The 16,484-nt window shown below is 68.9% G+C and carries 18 protein-coding genes; 12 read left to right on the top strand and 6 right to left on the bottom strand.

Annotated features, from left to right (window positions below):
- Window positions 1-9 precede the first annotated feature (9 nt).
- Together ACFOW8_RS27305 and ACFOW8_RS27300 are read right to left on the bottom strand one after the other, a co-directional pair.
- Window positions 10-1,317 carry an acyltransferase family protein gene (locus ACFOW8_RS27305; RefSeq protein WP_378554415.1) on the bottom strand — a complete coding sequence of 436 codons (1,308 nt, stop codon included), beginning with the start codon at window positions 1,315-1,317 and terminating at the stop codon, window positions 10-12.
- A 94-nt stretch (window positions 1,318-1,411) separates the two neighbouring features.
- Window positions 1,412-1,942 carry a hypothetical protein gene (locus ACFOW8_RS27300; RefSeq protein ID WP_378554414.1) on the bottom strand — a complete coding sequence of 177 codons (531 nt, stop codon included), beginning with the start codon at window positions 1,940-1,942 and terminating at the stop codon, window positions 1,412-1,414.
- Between the two features lie 192 nt (window positions 1,943-2,134).
- Here ACFOW8_RS27300 and arc point away from each other — a divergent pair, with 192 nt between their 5' ends.
- Together arc and ACFOW8_RS27290 are read left to right on the top strand one after the other, a co-directional pair.
- Window positions 2,135-3,895 (top strand): proteasome ATPase, encoded by a 1,761-nt coding sequence (arc, locus tag ACFOW8_RS27295; protein WP_378554413.1) that lies wholly within the window; start codon window positions 2,135-2,137, stop codon window positions 3,893-3,895.
- Between the two features lie 107 nt (window positions 3,896-4,002).
- Window positions 4,003-4,140 (top strand): hypothetical protein, encoded by a 138-nt coding sequence (locus ACFOW8_RS27290; protein ID WP_378554412.1) that lies wholly within the window; start codon window positions 4,003-4,005, stop codon window positions 4,138-4,140.
- 59 nt (window positions 4,141-4,199) lie between these two features.
- Here the strand turns inward: ACFOW8_RS27290 and ACFOW8_RS27285 are convergent, their stop codons facing one another.
- A complete protein-coding gene (locus ACFOW8_RS27285) occupies window positions 4,200-4,883 on the bottom strand; it encodes a peptidylprolyl isomerase (RefSeq protein WP_378554411.1) in 684 nt (227 codons plus the stop codon).
- Between the two features lie 206 nt (window positions 4,884-5,089).
- Between ACFOW8_RS27285 and ACFOW8_RS27280 the strand changes: the two genes are divergently transcribed.
- On the top strand, window positions 5,090-5,458 hold the full coding sequence (locus tag ACFOW8_RS27280; RefSeq protein WP_378554697.1) for an arsenate reductase family protein: 369 nt from the start codon (window positions 5,090-5,092) through the stop codon (window positions 5,456-5,458).
- 168 nt (window positions 5,459-5,626) lie between these two features.
- Entirely contained in the window at window positions 5,627-5,935 is a 309-nt protein-coding gene (locus tag ACFOW8_RS27275) for a hypothetical protein (protein WP_378554409.1), read from the top strand.
- Here the strand turns inward: ACFOW8_RS27275 and ACFOW8_RS27270 are convergent.
- Window positions 5,929-6,468 (bottom strand): NUDIX hydrolase, encoded by a 540-nt coding sequence (locus ACFOW8_RS27270; RefSeq protein WP_378554408.1) that lies wholly within the window; start codon window positions 6,466-6,468, stop codon window positions 5,929-5,931. The two genes, ACFOW8_RS27275 and ACFOW8_RS27270, sit on opposite strands and share 7 nt — an antisense overlap.
- A gap of 189 nt (window positions 6,469-6,657) precedes the next feature.
- Between ACFOW8_RS27270 and ACFOW8_RS27265 the strand changes: the two genes are divergently transcribed.
- Window positions 6,658-7,386, top strand: a complete 729-nt coding sequence (locus ACFOW8_RS27265; protein WP_378554407.1) for a TetR/AcrR family transcriptional regulator — start codon at window positions 6,658-6,660, stop codon at window positions 7,384-7,386.
- Between the two features lies 1 nt (window position 7,387).
- Here the strand turns inward: ACFOW8_RS27265 and ACFOW8_RS27260 are convergent, their stop codons facing one another.
- Window positions 7,388-8,569, bottom strand: a complete 1,182-nt coding sequence (locus ACFOW8_RS27260; RefSeq protein WP_378554406.1) for a DUF418 domain-containing protein — start codon at window positions 8,567-8,569, stop codon at window positions 7,388-7,390.
- Window positions 8,570-8,731: 162 nt separating this feature from the next.
- On the opposite strand from ACFOW8_RS27260, the gene dop reads away from it, so the two are divergent.
- The 5 genes from dop to pafA all read left to right on the top strand — a co-directional run bounded on the left by dop (window position 8,732) and on the right by pafA (window position 13,677).
- Window positions 8,732-10,231, top strand: a complete 1,500-nt coding sequence (gene dop, locus ACFOW8_RS27255; protein WP_378554404.1) for a depupylase/deamidase Dop — start codon at window positions 8,732-8,734, stop codon at window positions 10,229-10,231.
- A gap of 121 nt (window positions 10,232-10,352) precedes the next feature.
- Window positions 10,353-10,547 (top strand): ubiquitin-like protein Pup, encoded by a 195-nt coding sequence (locus ACFOW8_RS27250; RefSeq protein WP_014986166.1) that lies wholly within the window; start codon window positions 10,353-10,355, stop codon window positions 10,545-10,547.
- A gap of 65 nt (window positions 10,548-10,612) precedes the next feature.
- Window positions 10,613-11,389: a proteasome subunit beta gene (gene prcB / locus ACFOW8_RS27245; protein ID WP_378554403.1), complete on the top strand. Its 777-nt coding sequence runs from the start codon at window positions 10,613-10,615 to the stop codon at window positions 11,387-11,389.
- Window positions 11,386-12,153 carry a proteasome subunit alpha gene (gene prcA, locus ACFOW8_RS27240; protein ID WP_378554402.1) on the top strand — a complete coding sequence of 256 codons (768 nt, stop codon included), beginning with the start codon at window positions 11,386-11,388 and terminating at the stop codon, window positions 12,151-12,153. Before prcB ends, prcA begins: the two co-directional genes overlap by 4 nt.
- 165 nt (window positions 12,154-12,318) lie before the next feature.
- Complete coding sequence (gene pafA, locus ACFOW8_RS27235) at window positions 12,319-13,677, top strand: Pup--protein ligase (protein ID WP_378554401.1); 1,359 nt, start codon at window positions 12,319-12,321, stop codon at window positions 13,675-13,677.
- A gap of 94 nt (window positions 13,678-13,771) precedes the next feature.
- On the opposite strand, the gene ACFOW8_RS27230 is transcribed toward pafA, so the two are convergent.
- Window positions 13,772-14,401 carry a TetR/AcrR family transcriptional regulator gene (locus ACFOW8_RS27230; protein ID WP_378554400.1) on the bottom strand — a complete coding sequence of 210 codons (630 nt, stop codon included), beginning with the start codon at window positions 14,399-14,401 and terminating at the stop codon, window positions 13,772-13,774.
- A 141-nt stretch (window positions 14,402-14,542) separates the two neighbouring features.
- Here ACFOW8_RS27230 and ACFOW8_RS27225 point away from each other — a divergent pair, with 141 nt between their 5' ends.
- On the top strand, window positions 14,543-15,694 hold the full coding sequence (locus ACFOW8_RS27225) for an acyl-CoA dehydrogenase family protein (RefSeq protein WP_378554399.1): 1,152 nt from the start codon (window positions 14,543-14,545) through the stop codon (window positions 15,692-15,694).
- Window positions 15,695-15,710: 16 nt separating this feature from the next.
- Entirely contained in the window at window positions 15,711-16,463 is a 753-nt protein-coding gene (fabG, locus tag ACFOW8_RS27220) for a 3-oxoacyl-ACP reductase FabG (RefSeq protein WP_378554398.1), read from the top strand.
- The last annotated feature ends 21 nt before the right edge of the window (window positions 16,464-16,484 follow it).

The raw sequence follows: 16,484 nt of genomic DNA, 5'->3' as shown, positions 1-16,484 counted from the left end.
TCCACCCGTTCACGCTGTGGCGCGGGCCTTCTCCGGTCGATGCCGGGTGAGCAGCCGCGCCGCCACCAGCAACGCCGCTGCGGTGCCGAACCAGGTCCACCCGTCGGGGGTCAGGCCCCAGCGGGTGGCCTGCAGGATCGCGAGCCCGGCTGCGGCGACCGTGGCCGTCGTCAACGCCGAGCGGCTGCCGGTGACCGGCGCCACCGGCCCGTCCCACCAGTGCAGCGGGGTGTTCTCCAGCCCGCGCAGCGCCAGGAACAAGACGGCGGTCAGCGCCAGGGTCGTTCCCAGTTGCACCGCGGTCTGCGCCAGGAATCCGGGGTGGGCGGGGCCGGAACGTCCGAACCCGGCCAGCTGCCCGGCCACGATCACCGCGAGCAGAGCAGGCATGTGCCACAGGTACAGCGTCATCGCGCCGGTGTTGCCGAGGACGATCACCCACCAGATCCGCGGCCGCGCGGCGACGCGGCGCAGCCAGGGCGTCGCGGCGACGGCGGCGCAGCACAGCACGATCGCGTGCCCGGCCAGCAGCAGCGACGGCGGCGCGAGATTCGACAGCCGCTGTCCCGGCACCGTCACCAGGCTCGCCTCGTAGGGGCCGAACCGGACCAGCAGCACGTCTCCGAGCAGCGCCGCGCAGCCGAGGACCGCGGCGGTCCCGCGCGCGAGCAGCCCGCGCAGATATCCGATGCCGAGTACTGCCGGGATGAGCCAGACCGTGAGATTCAGATAACCGAGCTCGGCCGGGCCACCGGAGAGCCGCACCACGTCGACGAGCGCCGTCGTCGCCACGATGGCCAGCACGACCGCAAACATCCGGCGAACATCGGTGACGACCGCGGCCAGCGGCGGTACGCAGGCGAGGACAGCCAGGTAGGTGCCGAGAAACCAGAGCAGTTGCACGCTGGTCACCGCGAGCGGATGATCCCAGCCCGGCCCGAGCAGCCGACCGGCCACCGCGACCGATACGGCGGACACGGCGAGGAAGGGCAGCAGTGGCCGGACCAGCCGCTGGGTCCGGCGGAACAGCCACGGGCCCCACGCAGTTCCTGGGCCGAGCCCGCGCGCTCCGGCGGCCGCGCCTGCGAAGAAGAACAGCGGCAGGACCTGCAGTGCCCAGGTGAGCGGTTGCAGAAGGGGCAGGTCGGCGAGCACGTTGCCGAACCGGACCTGCCCCTGCGAGACCGTCACCGTCAGCATCAGGCAGTGGCCGAACACCACCACGACCAGCGACGACAGCCGCAGCAGATCCAGCACCCGATCACGGTCGGCCGGGGTGCCCGCGACGACCGCGGCGACGCCAGGAATCACACTCATGCCCGAGACCATCGCAGACCCCGCTCACCGTGCCCACCGCGGATCTACGGCACCGGATGGGTGGGAAACTGCTCAGCCGCGCGGACGTCGGGGCTCAGGCGGGCGTGCAGGGCGCCTGCGCGAAGCCGAGCAGCAGGCAGCCGCTGGCGTCGGAGAGCAGCCAGGTACCGTCCACGTTCTCCCAGGTGACCGGGAACGCGGGCGCGGTGCCGTGCGGCGAGGTGATGGTGACATCGGCGGTGGCGGTATCACCGCTGGTCACGACGTTGTCGACGACGAAGGTGAGGGTGTAGCCGGCGAGCATGCCGTTCATCTGGTCGATATTGGGTTCGCGCGCCTCGCCGTTGACGATCAGCTTCGACTTGTCGTCGGTCGACAGCGCCGGATCGGCGAACTGCACGAGCGTCGCCTTCAGGGAATCGGCGGTGGGGGCGCCGGTGTTGTCACCGGACGGAGCCGGAGTTGCCGAAATGCTGGACGGAGCGGCGGCGATACTGGTACTGCTGCTGATGGCGTTCGTCGAGGAATCGTCGGAGCCGCCGCAACCGGTCAGTCCGACGGTAACGGCGAGCGCCGCGGCGGCGGTAGCGACGGTGACACGGATCGTGCGGGGAGGAAGGAGCATGCTCAGCAACCTTTCGGCTCGATGGCGAGCGCGCTCGCCGAGTGCCCCGGGTCGGGGTGTTAGGGGAGCCTAACACGGCCTAGGATTGCGCCGATCGCCGTACAAGATGTGATCACGACGAAACCATGTCGGAAAGCGAGAACGGACCGCGCCCGGTAGCGTTGAAAGACCGGGACTGGGAGGAGCAGCATCATGAGCCCCAACGAGAATTCGGATTCGGCGGCCTGGCGAGAGCTCGAGGCGGTACGCGCCGAGGCGGCTGCTCTTCGCAGGCAACTCGCCGACTCGCCGGATCGCACACGCGAATTGGAAGCGCGTATCGATTCGCTGACCATTCGCAACGGCAAGCTGATGGACACGCTCAAGGAAGCGCGCCAGCAACTGATCGCCCTGCGGGAGGAAGTCGATCGCCTCGGTCAGCCGCCCAGCGGCTACGGCATCGTCATCCACGCCTACGAGGATCAGACGGTCGACGTCTTCACCTCCGGTCGCAAGATGCGCCTGACCTGCTCACCCAACATCGACGCCGCGACGCTCGAGTACGGCCAGACCGTGCGCCTGAACGAGGCGCTCACCGTGGTCGAGGCGGGCACCTTCGACGCCATCGGTGAAATCGGCACGCTGCGCGAGATTCTCGACGACGGCCGCCGCGCCCTTGTGGTCGGCCACGCCGACGAGGAGCGCGTGGTCTGGCTGTCCGGTCCGCTGGCCAAGGTCGCCGAGTGCGACGACCTCGACGATCCGGATTCGCCGATCCGCAAACTGCGGCCTGGTGATTCGCTGCTGGTCGACACCAAGGCCGGCTTCGCCTTCGAACGCATTCCCAAGGCCGAGGTCGAAGACCTTGTGCTGGAAGAGGTTCCCGATGTCGACTACACCGACATCGGTGGTCTCGGCCGCCAGATCGAGCAGATCCGTGACGCGGTGGAACTGCCGTTCCTGCACAAGGATCTGTTCCGCGAGTACGCGCTGCGCCCGCCCAAGGGTGTGCTGCTCTACGGTCCGCCCGGCTGCGGTAAGACGCTGATCGCCAAGGCCGTCGCCAACTCGCTGGCCAAGAAGATCGCCGAGGCCCGCGGTGAGGACGCCAAGGAGGCCAAGTCCTTCTTCCTCAACATCAAGGGCCCCGAGCTGCTCAACAAGTTCGTCGGCGAGACCGAGCGCCACATCAGGATCATCTTCCAGCGGGCCCGCGAGAAGGCCTCCGAGGGCACCCCGGTGATCGTGTTCTTCGACGAGATGGACTCGATCTTCCGCACCCGAGGTTCGGGTGTCTCCTCCGACGTGGAGACCACCGTTGTGCCGCAGCTGCTTTCGGAGATCGACGGTGTCGAGGGGCTGGAGAACGTCATCGTGATCGGCGCCTCCAACCGCGAGGACATGATCGACCCCGCCATCCTGCGGCCCGGCCGCCTCGATGTGAAGATCAAGATCGAGCGGCCGGACGCCGAATCGGCGCAGGACATCTTCTCGAAGTACCTCACCGAAACGCTGCCGCTGCACGAGAGCGATGTGCGCGAGTTCGACGGCGACAAGGCCGCGTGCGTGGAGGCGATGATCGAGAAGGTCGTCGAGCGGATGTACGCCGAGAGCGACGACAACCGGTTCCTGGAGGTCACCTACGCCAACGGTGACAAGGAAGTGCTGTACTTCAAGGACTTCAACTCCGGTGCGATGATCCAGAACATCGTCGACCGGGCCAAGAAGTACGCGATCAAGTCCGTGCTCGACACCGGAAATCCGGGTCTGCGGATCCAGCACCTCTTCGACTCCATCGTCGACGAGTTCGCCGAGAACGAGGACCTGCCCAACACCACCAACCCGGACGACTGGGCCAGGATCTCGGGCAAGAAGGGCGAGCGGATCGTCTACATCCGAACCCTGGTGACCGGAAAGAACGCCTCGGCAAGCCGGGCGATCGACACCGAGTCCAACACCGGTCAGTACCTGTAAGAGCATCGCTCGGGCGAAGGCCGCGTTCCGCCGGGAGCGCGGCCTTCGTTGTCCGCGGGATACGAGAATTTTTCCGAAAACGCTGCGCCACACGGAGTGAATAGGTCATGCTTCAGATGTTCGTCACCCCTGATGGGGACCTGAAACGAGGAGTGTGCACCATGGCCGGTTCGGCTGCCGAATTCCTGACCGAAGTGATCTTGCAGACGATCGCGAACCTGTTCAGCTCGATCAGCGCGGGCTGATCGCCGCACCGCACGTCGAGGGCCGCCGCTCCCACCGGGAGCCGCGGCCCTCGGTCGTTTCAGCCCTGTGTGGTGGTGACGGTGTCGAGCACGACCTCGGCCACCGGCTTGCCGTCGGGACCACCGCCGAGTACGCCTGCGGCGGCGACGGCCGACAGCACGTCCATCCCCGCGGTGACCCGGCCGAACGGGGTGTAGTTCGGCGGCAGCGCGGTGTCGGCGTGCACGAGGAAGAACTGGCTGCCGTTGGTGCCTGGCCCGGCATTGGCCATCGCGACCGTACCCGCCGGATAGACCGCGCCCGCGAGGTTCTCGTCGTCGAAACGGTAACCGGGGCCGCCGGTTCCGGTGCCGGTGGGATCGCCGCACTGCAGGACGTAGATACCGTCGGTGGTGAGGCGGTGGCAGGGGGTGTGGTCGAAGTAGCCCTCGGCGGCGAGGAAGGCGAACGAGTTGACCGTGCGCGGTGCCGCGGCGGCGTCCAGCGCGATCGAGACGGTACCGCAGGTGGTTTCCAGGCTCGCGGTGTACGCGGCGGCCGGGTCGATGGTGAGCGCGGGTTCGACGGGCCATTGCTTGCCGTTGGGCGCTCCCGGCGCGGCGGGGACGCAGCCCGCGGCCTGCTCGGCGGGCTGGGCGCCCGCACCGGGGGCGAGGGCGACCAGTGCGGCGACGACGGCACCGAGGCCGAGGGCGGAGCGGGCGATGGTGGCGATGGAGCGGTCCTGCGTGTGACTGTTCACCTGGACGGTGTCTCCTCGGAACTGGGGTGCTGCCGGACGATGTACCGCGCATCCTGCCAGTCGTGGCCGCGGCACGGGTACGGACCGGGGAACTCGGCGGCGGGGTGCGCCCCGCCGCCGGGGCGGCGACACCCGCGGCGTTCCTCCGCGCGGGTCGGCGCGGGGTGAGCTGGACGACCACGCCGCCCTGCTGCCACGATGCGGAGATGACCACAGGGCACACCGAGATCTGGCACAACCCGCGCTGCACGAAGAGCCGCAACGCCACCGCGCACCTGGACGCCGCCGGCGTCGAGTACACGGTGCGCCGCTACCTCGACGACCCGCCGACCGTCGAGGAACTGCGCGCGGTCCTGGCCAGGCTCGATGCCAAGCCGTGGGACATCACCCGCACCGGTGAGCAGATCGCCAAGGATCTCGGCATGGCGAGCTGGGGTCGCACCGAGGCCGATATCGACCGGTGGCTGGCGGCGCTGGCCGAGCATCCCAAGCTCATCCAGCGGCCCATCGTGCTCACCGCCGACGGTGGCGCGGTCGTGGCACGCGACGATGCGGCGTTGCGTGATCTGGGCTGATCCACCGATTGCCCGCGGATAACTATTCGGGCACGGGCGTAACGGCGGCGGCGATCTTCATGATGTAGCTCACATCGGCGGGACACGGTGTCCCGCGGCGAATATCGAACCGAGCGTGGATCCGGCGCGGGGTGGACAGCGCCGAACGCCACGCAGTGGGAGGTAGTCATGAAATCGCTTCGCAAGATCACTGTCGGGGTCGCCGCCGCGGGTCTCCTCGGTGCATCGACCCTGCTCGCCGCGCCCGCGCAGGCGACGCCGCCAGGGCACTGTTCGGTGAACCCCATCGCGGGCACCGGCGCGTTCTCCCAGTGCGGTGACCCGGTGTGGCATCAGGTGCGGGTCACCTGCTGGGCCTGGTGGAACTGGTTCAGCAGCTATGAGCGCTACGGTCAGCCGGCGTTCGGGGGCTTCCACTCCGAAACCGCCTGTGACCTGCCGTTCAGCATGCAGACCTGGCAGGTGATCGTCTACTGATCCGCGGCGCCGAGCAGACTGTCGACGAGCTGCCTGGTGTCGGGCACGAACGGCCAGGCCGGATCGGCGAGGTGGGCGCGCAGCCGCGCATCGGTCCACCACCAGCCGTCCGCGATCTCGGACGGCTGGTGCCGGATCGGCCCGTCGTAGCGGATCTCGTAGCCGAACAGATGGCAGCGCAACGGTTTTCCGGCCCAGCTGCCGTCCCAGGACACGGTGGCGCGCAGCATCGGCGCCACGCCGTCGAGTTCGACACCGAGTTCCTCGCGCAGCTCGCGGACCGCGGTGTCGGCGGGGTCCTCGCCCGCGTCGACGACACCGCCCGCCAGACAGTCGTGCATCCCGGCGAAGACGAGTTTGCTGTCGGTGCGCCGATGCACATAGACCCGGCCGCCGTCGCCGGAGCGCACCAGCACCCCGGCGCTGGCATGCCAGAGCCCGTCCCGGTACACGGTGCCCCGCTCAGCGGACCCGAGCACCGTCCCCGCGGCGTCGTACACGGCGAGCAATTCCGACTCCGGATTCGCAGACACCGGCCGAGACTAACCCCTCCGCCGCGCCCCGGCCGCCCTGGCAGGGCACTGCCTCCTGCGTGCGGACCGTCCCGGTCGGCGGTGGGGGGTGGGGGTCGTACGATGTCGGCACGAAGGTGTCGGTGCGGTGGAGTGTGGTTGGTGGGACATCAGGTCACGGGCAATCGGGTGACGCGTATCGTGGGCACTGTGACTGCCCCATCCGCCCAGGCCGAGCAACCCGTCGGGGACGGGCGCGCCACGCGCTGGCAGGGCCACAAGGCCAAACGCCGCGCGGAGATGATCGACGCCGCGGTCGAGGTGATCGAAGAGCACGGGGTCGAGATCTCGGTGCAGCTCATCGCCGAGCATCTGGCGCTGCCACGCCCGGTGGTGTACCGGCACGTGGGCGGGCGGGCCGAGCTGGACGCGCTGGCGCGCAAACGCATCCTGGAACTGCTGCTGGCCGAACTGCTGCCCGCGTTGCGTCCCGACGGCACCCTGAAAGAAGCCGTCCGCGGCGCGATCGGCACCTATCTCGGCTGGATCGACCGCCACCCCAACCTGCACCGCTTTCTCGGCGACGCCGCTCCCGAAGGCAGCGATGCCACCCTGGCCGGGGCGGGTCGCGAGGTGGGCGGGCAGCTGGCCGACATGTTCGCCGCCAGCCTGGCCCGCTTCGGCATCGACTCCGCGCGGGCGCGGCCCATGGCGTTCGGGATGGTCGGTCTCGTCGACGGAGTGGTCGCCAGCTGGCGCGCCGACGCCGAACCCGAGCTCAGCACCGAGCAGGTGCAGGGCATTCTCACCGAATCGGTGCTGTCGCTGTTCGAGGGCAACGCGCGCAGCCTCGGGGTTCCGCTGCAACGGGATTCGCTCGTCGCCGACCTGCTCGTCGCGCCGGATGCCGCACCGCCACCGGAACAGCGCTTCGGCTGACTCAGTCCGTCCGGGCGAGCAGCCGGTAGGTTCGCTGCCACAGCCACTCCACCGGCCCGCGCTCGAACCAGCGCAGCCACAGGTGGGCGAACAGCGCGATCAGGGCGACCACCAGCGCGAAGACGCCGATCGTGAACGGGACGAGCGCCGCGGCGGGTATCCGGGTCGCCAACCCGAAACCCCAGCCGTAGCAAAGGATTCCGGCGATCAGATTCTGCAGGATGTAGCAGCTCAGCGCCATCCGGCCGACCTCGCCGAGGCGTGCGCCCAGCAAGCCGGTCCGCTGCCCGCGCTGGTAGAACTCCGCGACCGCGGCCAGGATGCCGAGCGCGACGAACGGCGCGATGCCGTAGCGGGTGAGCAGGACCAGATCTCCGCCGCCGAACACTCCGATCACGAGGTCGAGCGGTGCGGCGATCCCGAACCCGAGCACCATGAGCCGCCTGCGCAGGCGCGCGCCCTCGGGCCGGAACACCCCGGCGTGGTAGAGCCGTGCGCCGAGCAGGAACAGTGCCACCGACATCGGGAAAACCAGGATCGTCTCCAGCCGGAAGGTCAGCACGTGGTCGAGCCGGAACAGCACCAGATCCCAGAAGGAGCCGTCGGCATAGGGATTCGGGTCAAGCGGTGCCGATGACCGTTCCTGTGCCGGGGCGAAGGCCAGCGCGGCGGCGATCAGCGTCATCATCGTCAGGTGGATCGCGGCCGCCGTGATCAGCCAGCGGCGTTGCGCGCGTTCGCTCGTCGCCAGCAGATAGGCCACGACGAGTCCGGTCACCGCGTACCCCATCAGTACGTCGAACTCGGCGATCAGCAGGAAGTTCAGCAGGCCGTCGAGGAACAGCAGCCCGGCCCGCACCGGGTACCTGCCCGGCCAGCGGCGCCCACCGCGGTGGGCCGATGCCTGCTGGATGGCCAGACCGATGCCGAACATCACCGTGAGCAGCCCGAGGAACTTGCCCTGGGCCAGCTGTTGCAGCACTCGTTCGGTCCACATCCAGCCGTTCTCGGCCGCGCCACCGAGATCCTGGGCGTAGCCGACCAGGCCTGCGGGGTTGGTGAAGATCCAGACATTGGTGCCGAGCGTGCCGACGATCGCGATCCCGCGCAGGACATCGAGGGCGACCACCCGGCCGGGCCGCTCCTCGACCGTACCGGGCAACACCTGAACCGATTCGCTCATGCAGCGAGTATCGCGGCCGCTGCCCGCCCGCCGGATCGCCCGCGAGAACGACCCCGTGGTCCCCCTCCCGGGGGACCACGTCACGGTGCCGACGCGGGCTGAGGGTGGGCCGCTGCGGTGAGATGACGATGCGCGCCCGGCGCGTCGCCTAGGCTCGACGGCATGCAGCGCATCATCGGAATCGAGGTCGAGTACGGCATCTCGACCCCCACGGAGCCGACGGCCAACCCGATCCTGACCTCCACGCAGGCCGTGCTCGCCTACGCGGCGGCGGAGGGAGTGCCGCGGGCCAAGCGGACCCGCTGGGACTACGAGGTGGAATCGCCGCTGCGAGACGCGCGCGGTTTCGATCTGAGCCGGATGAGCGGTCCGGCCCCGGTGATCGACGCCGACGAGGTCGGCGCGGCGAACATGATCCTCACCAACGGCGCCCGGCTCTACGTCGATCACGCCCACCCGGAGTACTCCGCACCCGAGGTCGTCGACCCGCTCGACGCCGTTATCTGGGACAAGGCGGGCGAGCGGGTGATGGAGGCCGCCGCCAGGCACGCCTCCAGCGTGCCGGGCGCACCGCGCCTGCAGCTGTACAAGAACAACGTCGACGGCAAGGGCGCTTCCTACGGCACCCACGAGAACTATCTGATGAACCGCGACACCCCGTTCAGCCACATCATCGCCGGGCTGACCCCGTTCTTCGTGTCCAGGCAGGTGATCTGCGGGTCCGGCCGGGTCGGTATCGGCCAGTCCGGCGACCATGCCGGTTTCCAGCTGTCCCAGCGCGCCGACTACATCGAGGTCGAGGTCGGTCTGGAGACCACGCTCAAGCGCGGCATCATCAACACCCGCGACGAGCCGCACGCCGACGCCGACAAGTACCGTCGCCTGCACGTGATCATCGGCGACGCCAACCTGGCCGAGATGTCGACCTACCTCAAGGTCGGTACCACCGCGCTGGTGCTCGACCTGATCGAGGCGGGCGAGGACCTCTCGGAGTTCCAGCTGGCCCGGCCGGTGACCGCGGTGCACCAGATCAGTCACGATCCGTCGCTGCGCGCCACCGTCGCGCTCGCCGACGGCCGCGAGCTCACCGGCCTTGCGCTGCAACGGCTCTACCACGAGCGGGTCGCCAAGTTCGTCGACCGCGAGGGCAACGACGATCCGCGGGTGCGCGACATCGTCGACAACTGGGCGATGGTGCTCGACCTGCTCGAGCGCGACCCGATGGAGTGCGCGAACCTGCTCGACTGGCCCGCCAAACTGCGCCTGCTCGAGGGCATGCGCAGCCGCGAGGGCCTCGGCTGGGCCGCGCCCAAGCTGCACCTGATGGATCTGCAGTACTCGGATGTGCGCCTGGACAAGGGGCTCTACAACCGCCTCGTCGCCCGCGGTTCGATGAAGCGGCTGGTCAGCGAGCAAGATGTGCTCGACGCGATGACCAATCCGCCCATCGACACCCGTGCGTATTTCCGCGGCGAGTGCCTGCGCCGCTTCGGTGCCGATATCGCCGCCGCCAGTTGGGATTCGGTGATCTTCGATCTGGGTGGCGATTCGCTGGTCCGAATCCCCACCCTGGAACCGCGCCGCGGCACGAAAGCGCACGTCGGCAAGCTGCTCGACGCGGCGGAATCGGCCGCCGAACTGGTCGATCAGCTCACTCATTGAGGCCGATCACTGGCACGACCGGGCGACAATCCGATCGCTAATAGACCACGTTGTCGGATCCGCTCGGTAGTGTTGAGGGACGAGCACGAACTTCGTGATGAGGAAGAGGAGGTCGGCGGCCATGGCACAAGAGCAGACCAAGCGCGCCGGGGGTGGCGACGAGGACGAGGGTCCCGACGGTGTCGACGCGGCAGGGCAGGAACGCCGCGAGAAGCTGGCGGAGGAGACCGACGACCTCCTCGACGAGATCGATGACGTGCTCGAGGAGAACGCCGAGGACTTCGTGCGGGCCTATGTGCAGAAGGGCGGCCAGTGACCTCAGGTGATCCGTTGCGCCTCCACGCGGCGCAGGCTCTCTCCTCGTTCACCGAACATCTCCGAATGCACGCGCCCGATCTGTTGCCCGCCAACAGATTCGGCGTGAGCGATGTGCCTGCCGGCGCGGATTTCGCACCGCACGGCACCACGATCGTCGCGGTCAGCTATCGCGGTGGCGTGCTGATCGCCGGCGATCGCCGGGCCACCCAGGGCAACCTGGTGGCCTCGCGCGATATGGAGAAGGTGTACATCACCGACACCTTCTCCGCCGCCGGGATCGCGGGCACGGCCGGGTTGGCGGTGGAGATGGTGCGGTTGTTCGCGGTGGAACTGGAGTACTACGAGAAGATCGAAGGGGTCTCGCTCACCTTCGACGGCAAGGCCAACAAGCTGTCGAAGATGGTGCGGGAGAACCTGCCGGCCGCGATGCAGGGGCTGGCCGTGGTGCCGTTGCTGGTCGGCTTCGACGACCAGGTCACCGACCAGGACAAAGCCGGGCGGATCGTGTCGTTCGACGTGGTCGGTTCGCGCAGTGAGGAGCGGTTCGGTTACACCGCGGTCGGGTCCGGCTCGATGTTCGCCAAGTCCTCGCTGAAGAAGACCTACCGGCACGGGCTCGACCAGGAACAGGCGCTGCGGATCGCAGTGGAATCGCTGGTCGACGCCGCCGACGACGACACCGCCACCGGCGGGCCGGACGCGCTGCGCGGGATCTACCCGACCGTGGTCCTCGTCGATGCCGAGGGCGCGGCAGAGGTCACCGAGGAGCGGCTCGGTGCGATCACCACAGCGATCGTGGCCGACCGCGAGGCCGCGCAGAACGGGGGTGCGGGCGCATGACACTGCCGTACTACGCCTCTGCCGAGCAGATCATGCGGGACAAGACCGAGCTCGCCCGCAAGGGCATCGGTCGGGGCCGCAGTGTGATCGTGCTGGTCTACGACAAGGGTGTGCTGTTCGTCGCCGAGAACCCGTCGGCGACCCTGCACAAGATCAGCGAGCTGTACGACCGCATCGGGTTCGCCGCGGTCGGAAAGTACAACGAGTTCGAGGCGCTGCGCCGGGGCGGCATCCTGCAGGCCGACCTCAAGGGCTACCAGTACGACCGGCGCGATGTCACCGGCCGCAGCCTGGCCAACTTGTATGCCCAGAGCCTCGGCTCGATCTTCACCGATCAGCTCAAGCCCTACGAGGTGGAGCTGTGCGTGGCCGAGGTCGGGTACCCGGAACAGGAGCCGACCTCGGTGCTGTACCGGATCACCTTCGACGGGTCCATCGTCGACGAACGCGAGTTCGTGGTCATGGGCGGCACCACCGAACCGATCGTCACCGCGCTCAAGGCGGCCTATCAGCCGGGCCTGAGCCTGGACGACGCGCTGAAGGTGGCGATCGGGGCGCTGCAGGCCGGGCAGCCCGAGTCCGACAAGGACAAGCGGGTCCTCGGCGTGGCCTCGCTCGAGGTGGCCACCCTGGAGCAGGCCAGGCCGCGGCGGGCGTTCCGCAGGTTGCAGGGCTCCCCGCTGGAGCAGGCGCTGGCCGGCACCACCGGCAAGGCGGTGACCGAGGCGAGCCTGCCCGAACCCGAGGACGGCGCGGGGGAGTAGTACCGCCGTCGCGATCATGGTCGGGCCCGCGAACATCTACGTTTCGCGGGCCTGACCTCGTCGTGTGCGCCGGATCGTTCGCTGTCCGAATCGTTGTGAACACGTATGCGAATGGGATGTCCACAGCGCCGCGCAGGCACTGGCCATGGCTGTAGTGTCGATAGTGTGCAGCGACGAATCATGGGGATCGAGACCGAGTTCGGTGTGACGTGCACCTTCCACGGTCACCGTCGGCTGTCCCCCGACGAGGTGGCCCGGTACCTGTTCCGCCGGGTGGTTTCCTGGGGCCGTAGCTCCAATGTCTTCCTTCGCAACGGTGCCAGGTTGTACCTCGACGTCGGATCGCATCCCGAGTACGCCACGGCCGAATGCGACAGCCTGGTGCAGCTGGTCACCCACGACCGCGCCGGTGAGCGGGTCCTGGAGGAGTTGCTGATCGACGCCGAGCAGCGCCTGGCCGAGGAGGGCATCGGCGGTGACATCTACCTGTTCAAGAACAACACCGACTCCGCGGGCAACTCCTACGGCTGCCACGAGAACTTCCTCGTGGTGCGGGCGGGCGAGTTCTCCCGGATCTCCGATGTGCTGCTGCCGTTCCTGGTGACCCGGCAGCTCATCTGTGGCGCGGGCAAGGTGCTGCAGACGCCGAAGGCGGCCACGTTCTGCCTGTCCCAGCGCGCCGAGCACATCTGGGAGGGCGTCTCCTCGGCGACCACCCGCTCGCGCCCGATCATCAACACCCGCGACGAGCCGCACGCCGACGCCGAGAAGTACCGGCGCCTGCACGTGATCGTCGGCGACTCCAACATGGCCGAGCCGACCACCATGCTCAAGGTGGGCACGGCGTCGCTGGTGCTGGAAATGATCGAGGCCGGCGTCTCGTTCCGCGATTTCGCCCTCGACAACCCGATCCGCGCGATCCGCGAGGTGAGCCACGACCTGACCGGCCGCAGGCCCGTGCGGCTGGCAGGCGGCAGGCAGGCCAGCGCGCTCGAGATCCAGCGCGAGTACTACGCCCGCGCGGTCGAGCACCTGCGCAACCGCGACCGGGATCCGCAGGTCGACGCGGTGGTCGACCTGTGGGGCCGCACCCTGGACGCGGTCGAGGCGCAGGACTTCGCCAAGGTCGACACCGAGATCGACTGGGTGATCAAGCGCAAGCTCTTCCAGCGCTACCAGGACCGCTACAGCATGGAGCTGTCCGATCCGAAGATCGCCCAGCTCGACCTGGCCTACCACGACATCAAGCGTGGCCGCGGGGTGTTCGACCTGCTGCAGCGCAAGGGCTTGGCCAAGCGGATCACCGAGGACGAGGCGGTCGACGCGGCGGTGAACACCCCGCCGCAGACCACGCGGGCCAAGCTGCGCGGCGACTTCATCACCGCCGCCCAGGAGGCCGGTCGCGATTTCACGGTGGACTGGGTGCATTTGAAGTTGAACGATCAAGCGCAGCGCACGGTGTTGTGCAAGGATCCGTTCCGGTCGGTCGACGAGCGGGTCGATCGGCTCATCGCCTCGATGTAGGCGATACCCCTCGGACGGGGGGATTCGCGACGGGACCGGCGGGCGCGTGGGAGCGATGGCGTAGGCGCCGCCGGTCCCGTCGTCGCGTCCGGGTTCAGCCGGTGACCGTCGCGTAGATGGCGCCGAGCCCGGCGATGAACGCGGTGAGGGCCAGCTCGAAGCTGTCGTCGTCGATCTCGTCGGCGACCGCACGCAGCAGATGCGCCTGGTTCAGGTGCGGGTAGCGGTCGCGGTAGACCTGCACGTCGTCGGCGAAACCGCCGGCGAACGAGCCGACCGTCGACCCCATCACCAGGTATCGGGTCGCGGCGCCGATCATGGTGGCGTAGCGCGGTGGCCAGCCTGCGCCGACCAGGCCGCCGTGCACGGCGTCGGCGGCGCGCAGGTTCTCGGCGCGGCGGCCGGGGCCCGCGGCGAGGTAGGGCACGAAATTGGGGTGCGCGACCAGCGCCGAGCGGTAGCTGCGGGCCCAGGCGGCCAGGGCCAGGTCCCATGGCTCGGTGTCGAACGCCGAGGTGTCGACGTGGCTCATGATGCCGGTGGCGAGGTCGTCGAACAGGTCGTCCTTGTTCGGGTAGTGGCCGTAGAGGGAGGCGGCCTGTACGCCGAGTTCGGCGGCCAGTTTGCGCATGGAGAGTTCGGCGAGCCCGTCCCGGTCGATCAGGGTCAGCGCGGCGTCGCGGATGCGCTCTCGGCTCAACAGTGGCACGCGCGGCCTGGCCATCTGTCCCTCCTGTCTGTGCTCCGGTCCGATGCCGGGATGTCGAACGCTATCACCGATCGCCGAAACGGCCCTTGATTAACCGAACACCGTTAGGATACTGTGCGGACGTAAAACTAACGACGTTCGGTTCAGGAGTGGTCCGTGGATCTGCAACTCACACCAGCGCACAGCGATCTGCGCGAACTCGCCCGTACCTGGGTGGACAAGGAAGTCGTTCCGTTCGCCACGCAGTGGGACCGGGACGAGTCGGTGGACCCGGCGATCGTCGGCAAGCTCGGCGCACTCGGGTTCCTCGGCATCGGGATCGAGGAGGACTACGGCGGGTCCGGCGGTGACGCCCTGGCCTACTGTGTGCTGCTCGAAGAGCTGGGCCGGGGCGACAGCGCCGTGCGCGGCATCGTGTCGGTCTCGCTCGGCCTGGTCGGCAAGTCGATCGCGAGCTACGGCACCGAGGAGCAGAAGCGACGGTTCCTGCCGGGGTTGTGTGCGGGCGAACAGCTCGGCTGCTTCGCGCTCACCGAGCCCGGCACCGGCTCCGACGCCGCGAACCTGATCACCCGTGCCACCCGCGACGGCGCGGACTGGGTCATCGACGGCACCAAGATCTTCATCACCAACGGCACCTGGGCCGATGTCGCGCTGGTCTTCGCGCGCACCGGCGGACCCGGCCCCAAGGGAGTCACCGCCTTCCTGGTGCCCACCGATACCCCCGGCTTCGGCCGGACCGAGATCAAGGGCAAGCTCGGCCTGCGCGGCCAGGCCACCGCCGAACTCGTCCTCGACAAGGTGCGCGTGCCCGACACACACCGCCTCGGCGCGGAGGGGCAGGGCTTCCGTATCGCGATGGCCGCGCTCGACAAGGGCCGGATGGGGGTCGCTGCCGGCTGTGTCGGGGTGGCGCGGGCGTGTCTGGAGGCAGCCGTCCGGTACGCGGGGGAACGCGAACAGTTCGGCAAGCCGATCGCCGGCTATCAGCTGGTGCAGGAACTGCTCGCCGATATCGCGGTGGAGACCGAGGCGGCGCGGCTGCTGGCCTGGCGTGCCGCCGACCTCGTGGATCGCGGCGAGTCGTTCGGCACCGCCGCGTCGATGGCGAAGCTGTTCGCCTCCGAGGCCGCGGTGAAGGCCGCGAACAACGCGATCCAGGTGTTCGGTGGCTACGGCTACATCGACGAGTACCCGGTCGCCAAGTATCTGCGCGACGCGCGGGTGCTCACCCTCTACGAGGGCACCACCCAGATCCAGAAACTGCTCATCGGCCGCGCCCTCACCGGCGTGAACGCCATCGCTTGACAAGGGAGTCCGACTCATGACCCACCGCACCGCCTTCGTCACCGGAGCCGCGAGGGGAATCGGCGCCGCCACCGCCGCCCGGCTGGCCGCCGACGGTTGCGCCGTCGCCGTCGTCGATCTCGACGCCGACGCGGCCGTACTCACCGCGGGCAAGATCAACGCCGCGGGCGGCCTGGCGATCGGAATCGGTTGCGATGTGGCCGACGAGGATTCGGTCGCCGCCGCCGTCGCCCGCACCGTGGGCGATCTCGGCTCGCTCGACGTCCTGGTGAACAACGCGGGCGTCCTGCGCGACAACCTGCTGTTCAAGATGTCGGTCGACGACTGGGACACCGTCATGTCGGTGCACCTGCGCGGAGCCTTCCTGTGCAGCAGGGCCGCCCAGAAACACATGGTCGACAACGGCGGCGGCGCGATCGTCAACACCTCGAGCGTGTCGGCGCTCGGCAATCGCGGTCAGGCCAACTACGCCGCGGCCAAGGCGGGCATCCAGGGGCTCACCCGCACGCTGGCCATGGAACTCGGGCCGTTCGGCATCCGCGTCAACGCGGTCGCCCCCGGCTTCATCGCCACCGAGATGACCGCGGCCACCGCCGCCCGCGTCGGCGTGAGCGCTCGGGAACTGCAGGACAAGACGGCCGCGGTGACCCCGCTGCGGCGGGTCGGCGCCCCGGCGGACATCGCGAACGTGGTGGCCTTCCTCGCGTCCGACCAGGCCGGATTCGTCACCGGCCAGACCCTGTACGTCGACGGCGGCCGCCGTCTGTAATCGAGAGATCCGGAGTTCGAC

This window comes from Nocardia rhizosphaerae, from assembly GCF_042650365.1.
GTDB lineage: Bacteria > Actinomycetota > Actinomycetes > Mycobacteriales > Mycobacteriaceae > Nocardia > Nocardia rhizosphaerae.
This window is presented reverse-complemented; position numbering and strand designations above follow the sequence as displayed.

Bases quoted from the DNA above. Each gene is read 5' to 3' on its own strand.
- ACFOW8_RS27250 (WP_014986166.1), top strand. From the start codon at position 10,353: ATGGCACAAGAGCAGACCAAGCGCGCCGGGGGTGGCGACGAGGACGAG.
- ACFOW8_RS27290 (WP_378554412.1), top strand. From the start codon at position 4,003: ATGCTTCAGATGTTCGTCACCCCTGATGGGGACCTGAAACGAGGAGTG.
- ACFOW8_RS27260 (WP_378554406.1), bottom strand. From the start codon at position 8,569: ATGAGCGAATCGGTTCAGGTGTTGCCCGGTACGGTCGAGGAGCGGCCC.
- dop (WP_378554404.1), top strand. From the start codon at position 8,732: ATGCAGCGCATCATCGGAATCGAGGTCGAGTACGGCATCTCGACCCCC.
- ACFOW8_RS27230 (WP_378554400.1), bottom strand. From the start codon at position 14,401: ATGGCCAGGCCGCGCGTGCCACTGTTGAGCCGAGAGCGCATCCGCGAC.
- ACFOW8_RS27305 (WP_378554415.1), bottom strand. From the start codon at position 1,317: ATGAGTGTGATTCCTGGCGTCGCCGCGGTCGTCGCGGGCACCCCGGCC.
- fabG (WP_378554398.1), top strand. From the start codon at position 15,711: ATGACCCACCGCACCGCCTTCGTCACCGGAGCCGCGAGGGGAATCGGC.
- arc (WP_378554413.1), top strand. From the start codon at position 2,135: ATGAGCCCCAACGAGAATTCGGATTCGGCGGCCTGGCGAGAGCTCGAG.
- prcA (WP_378554402.1), top strand. From the start codon at position 11,386: ATGACACTGCCGTACTACGCCTCTGCCGAGCAGATCATGCGGGACAAG.
- ACFOW8_RS27275 (WP_378554409.1), top strand. From the start codon at position 5,627: ATGAAATCGCTTCGCAAGATCACTGTCGGGGTCGCCGCCGCGGGTCTC.
- prcB (WP_378554403.1), top strand. From the start codon at position 10,613: ATGCACGCGCCCGATCTGTTGCCCGCCAACAGATTCGGCGTGAGCGAT.
- ACFOW8_RS27300 (WP_378554414.1), bottom strand. From the start codon at position 1,942: ATGCTCCTTCCTCCCCGCACGATCCGTGTCACCGTCGCTACCGCCGCC.
- ACFOW8_RS27280 (WP_378554697.1), top strand. From the start codon at position 5,090: ATGACCACAGGGCACACCGAGATCTGGCACAACCCGCGCTGCACGAAG.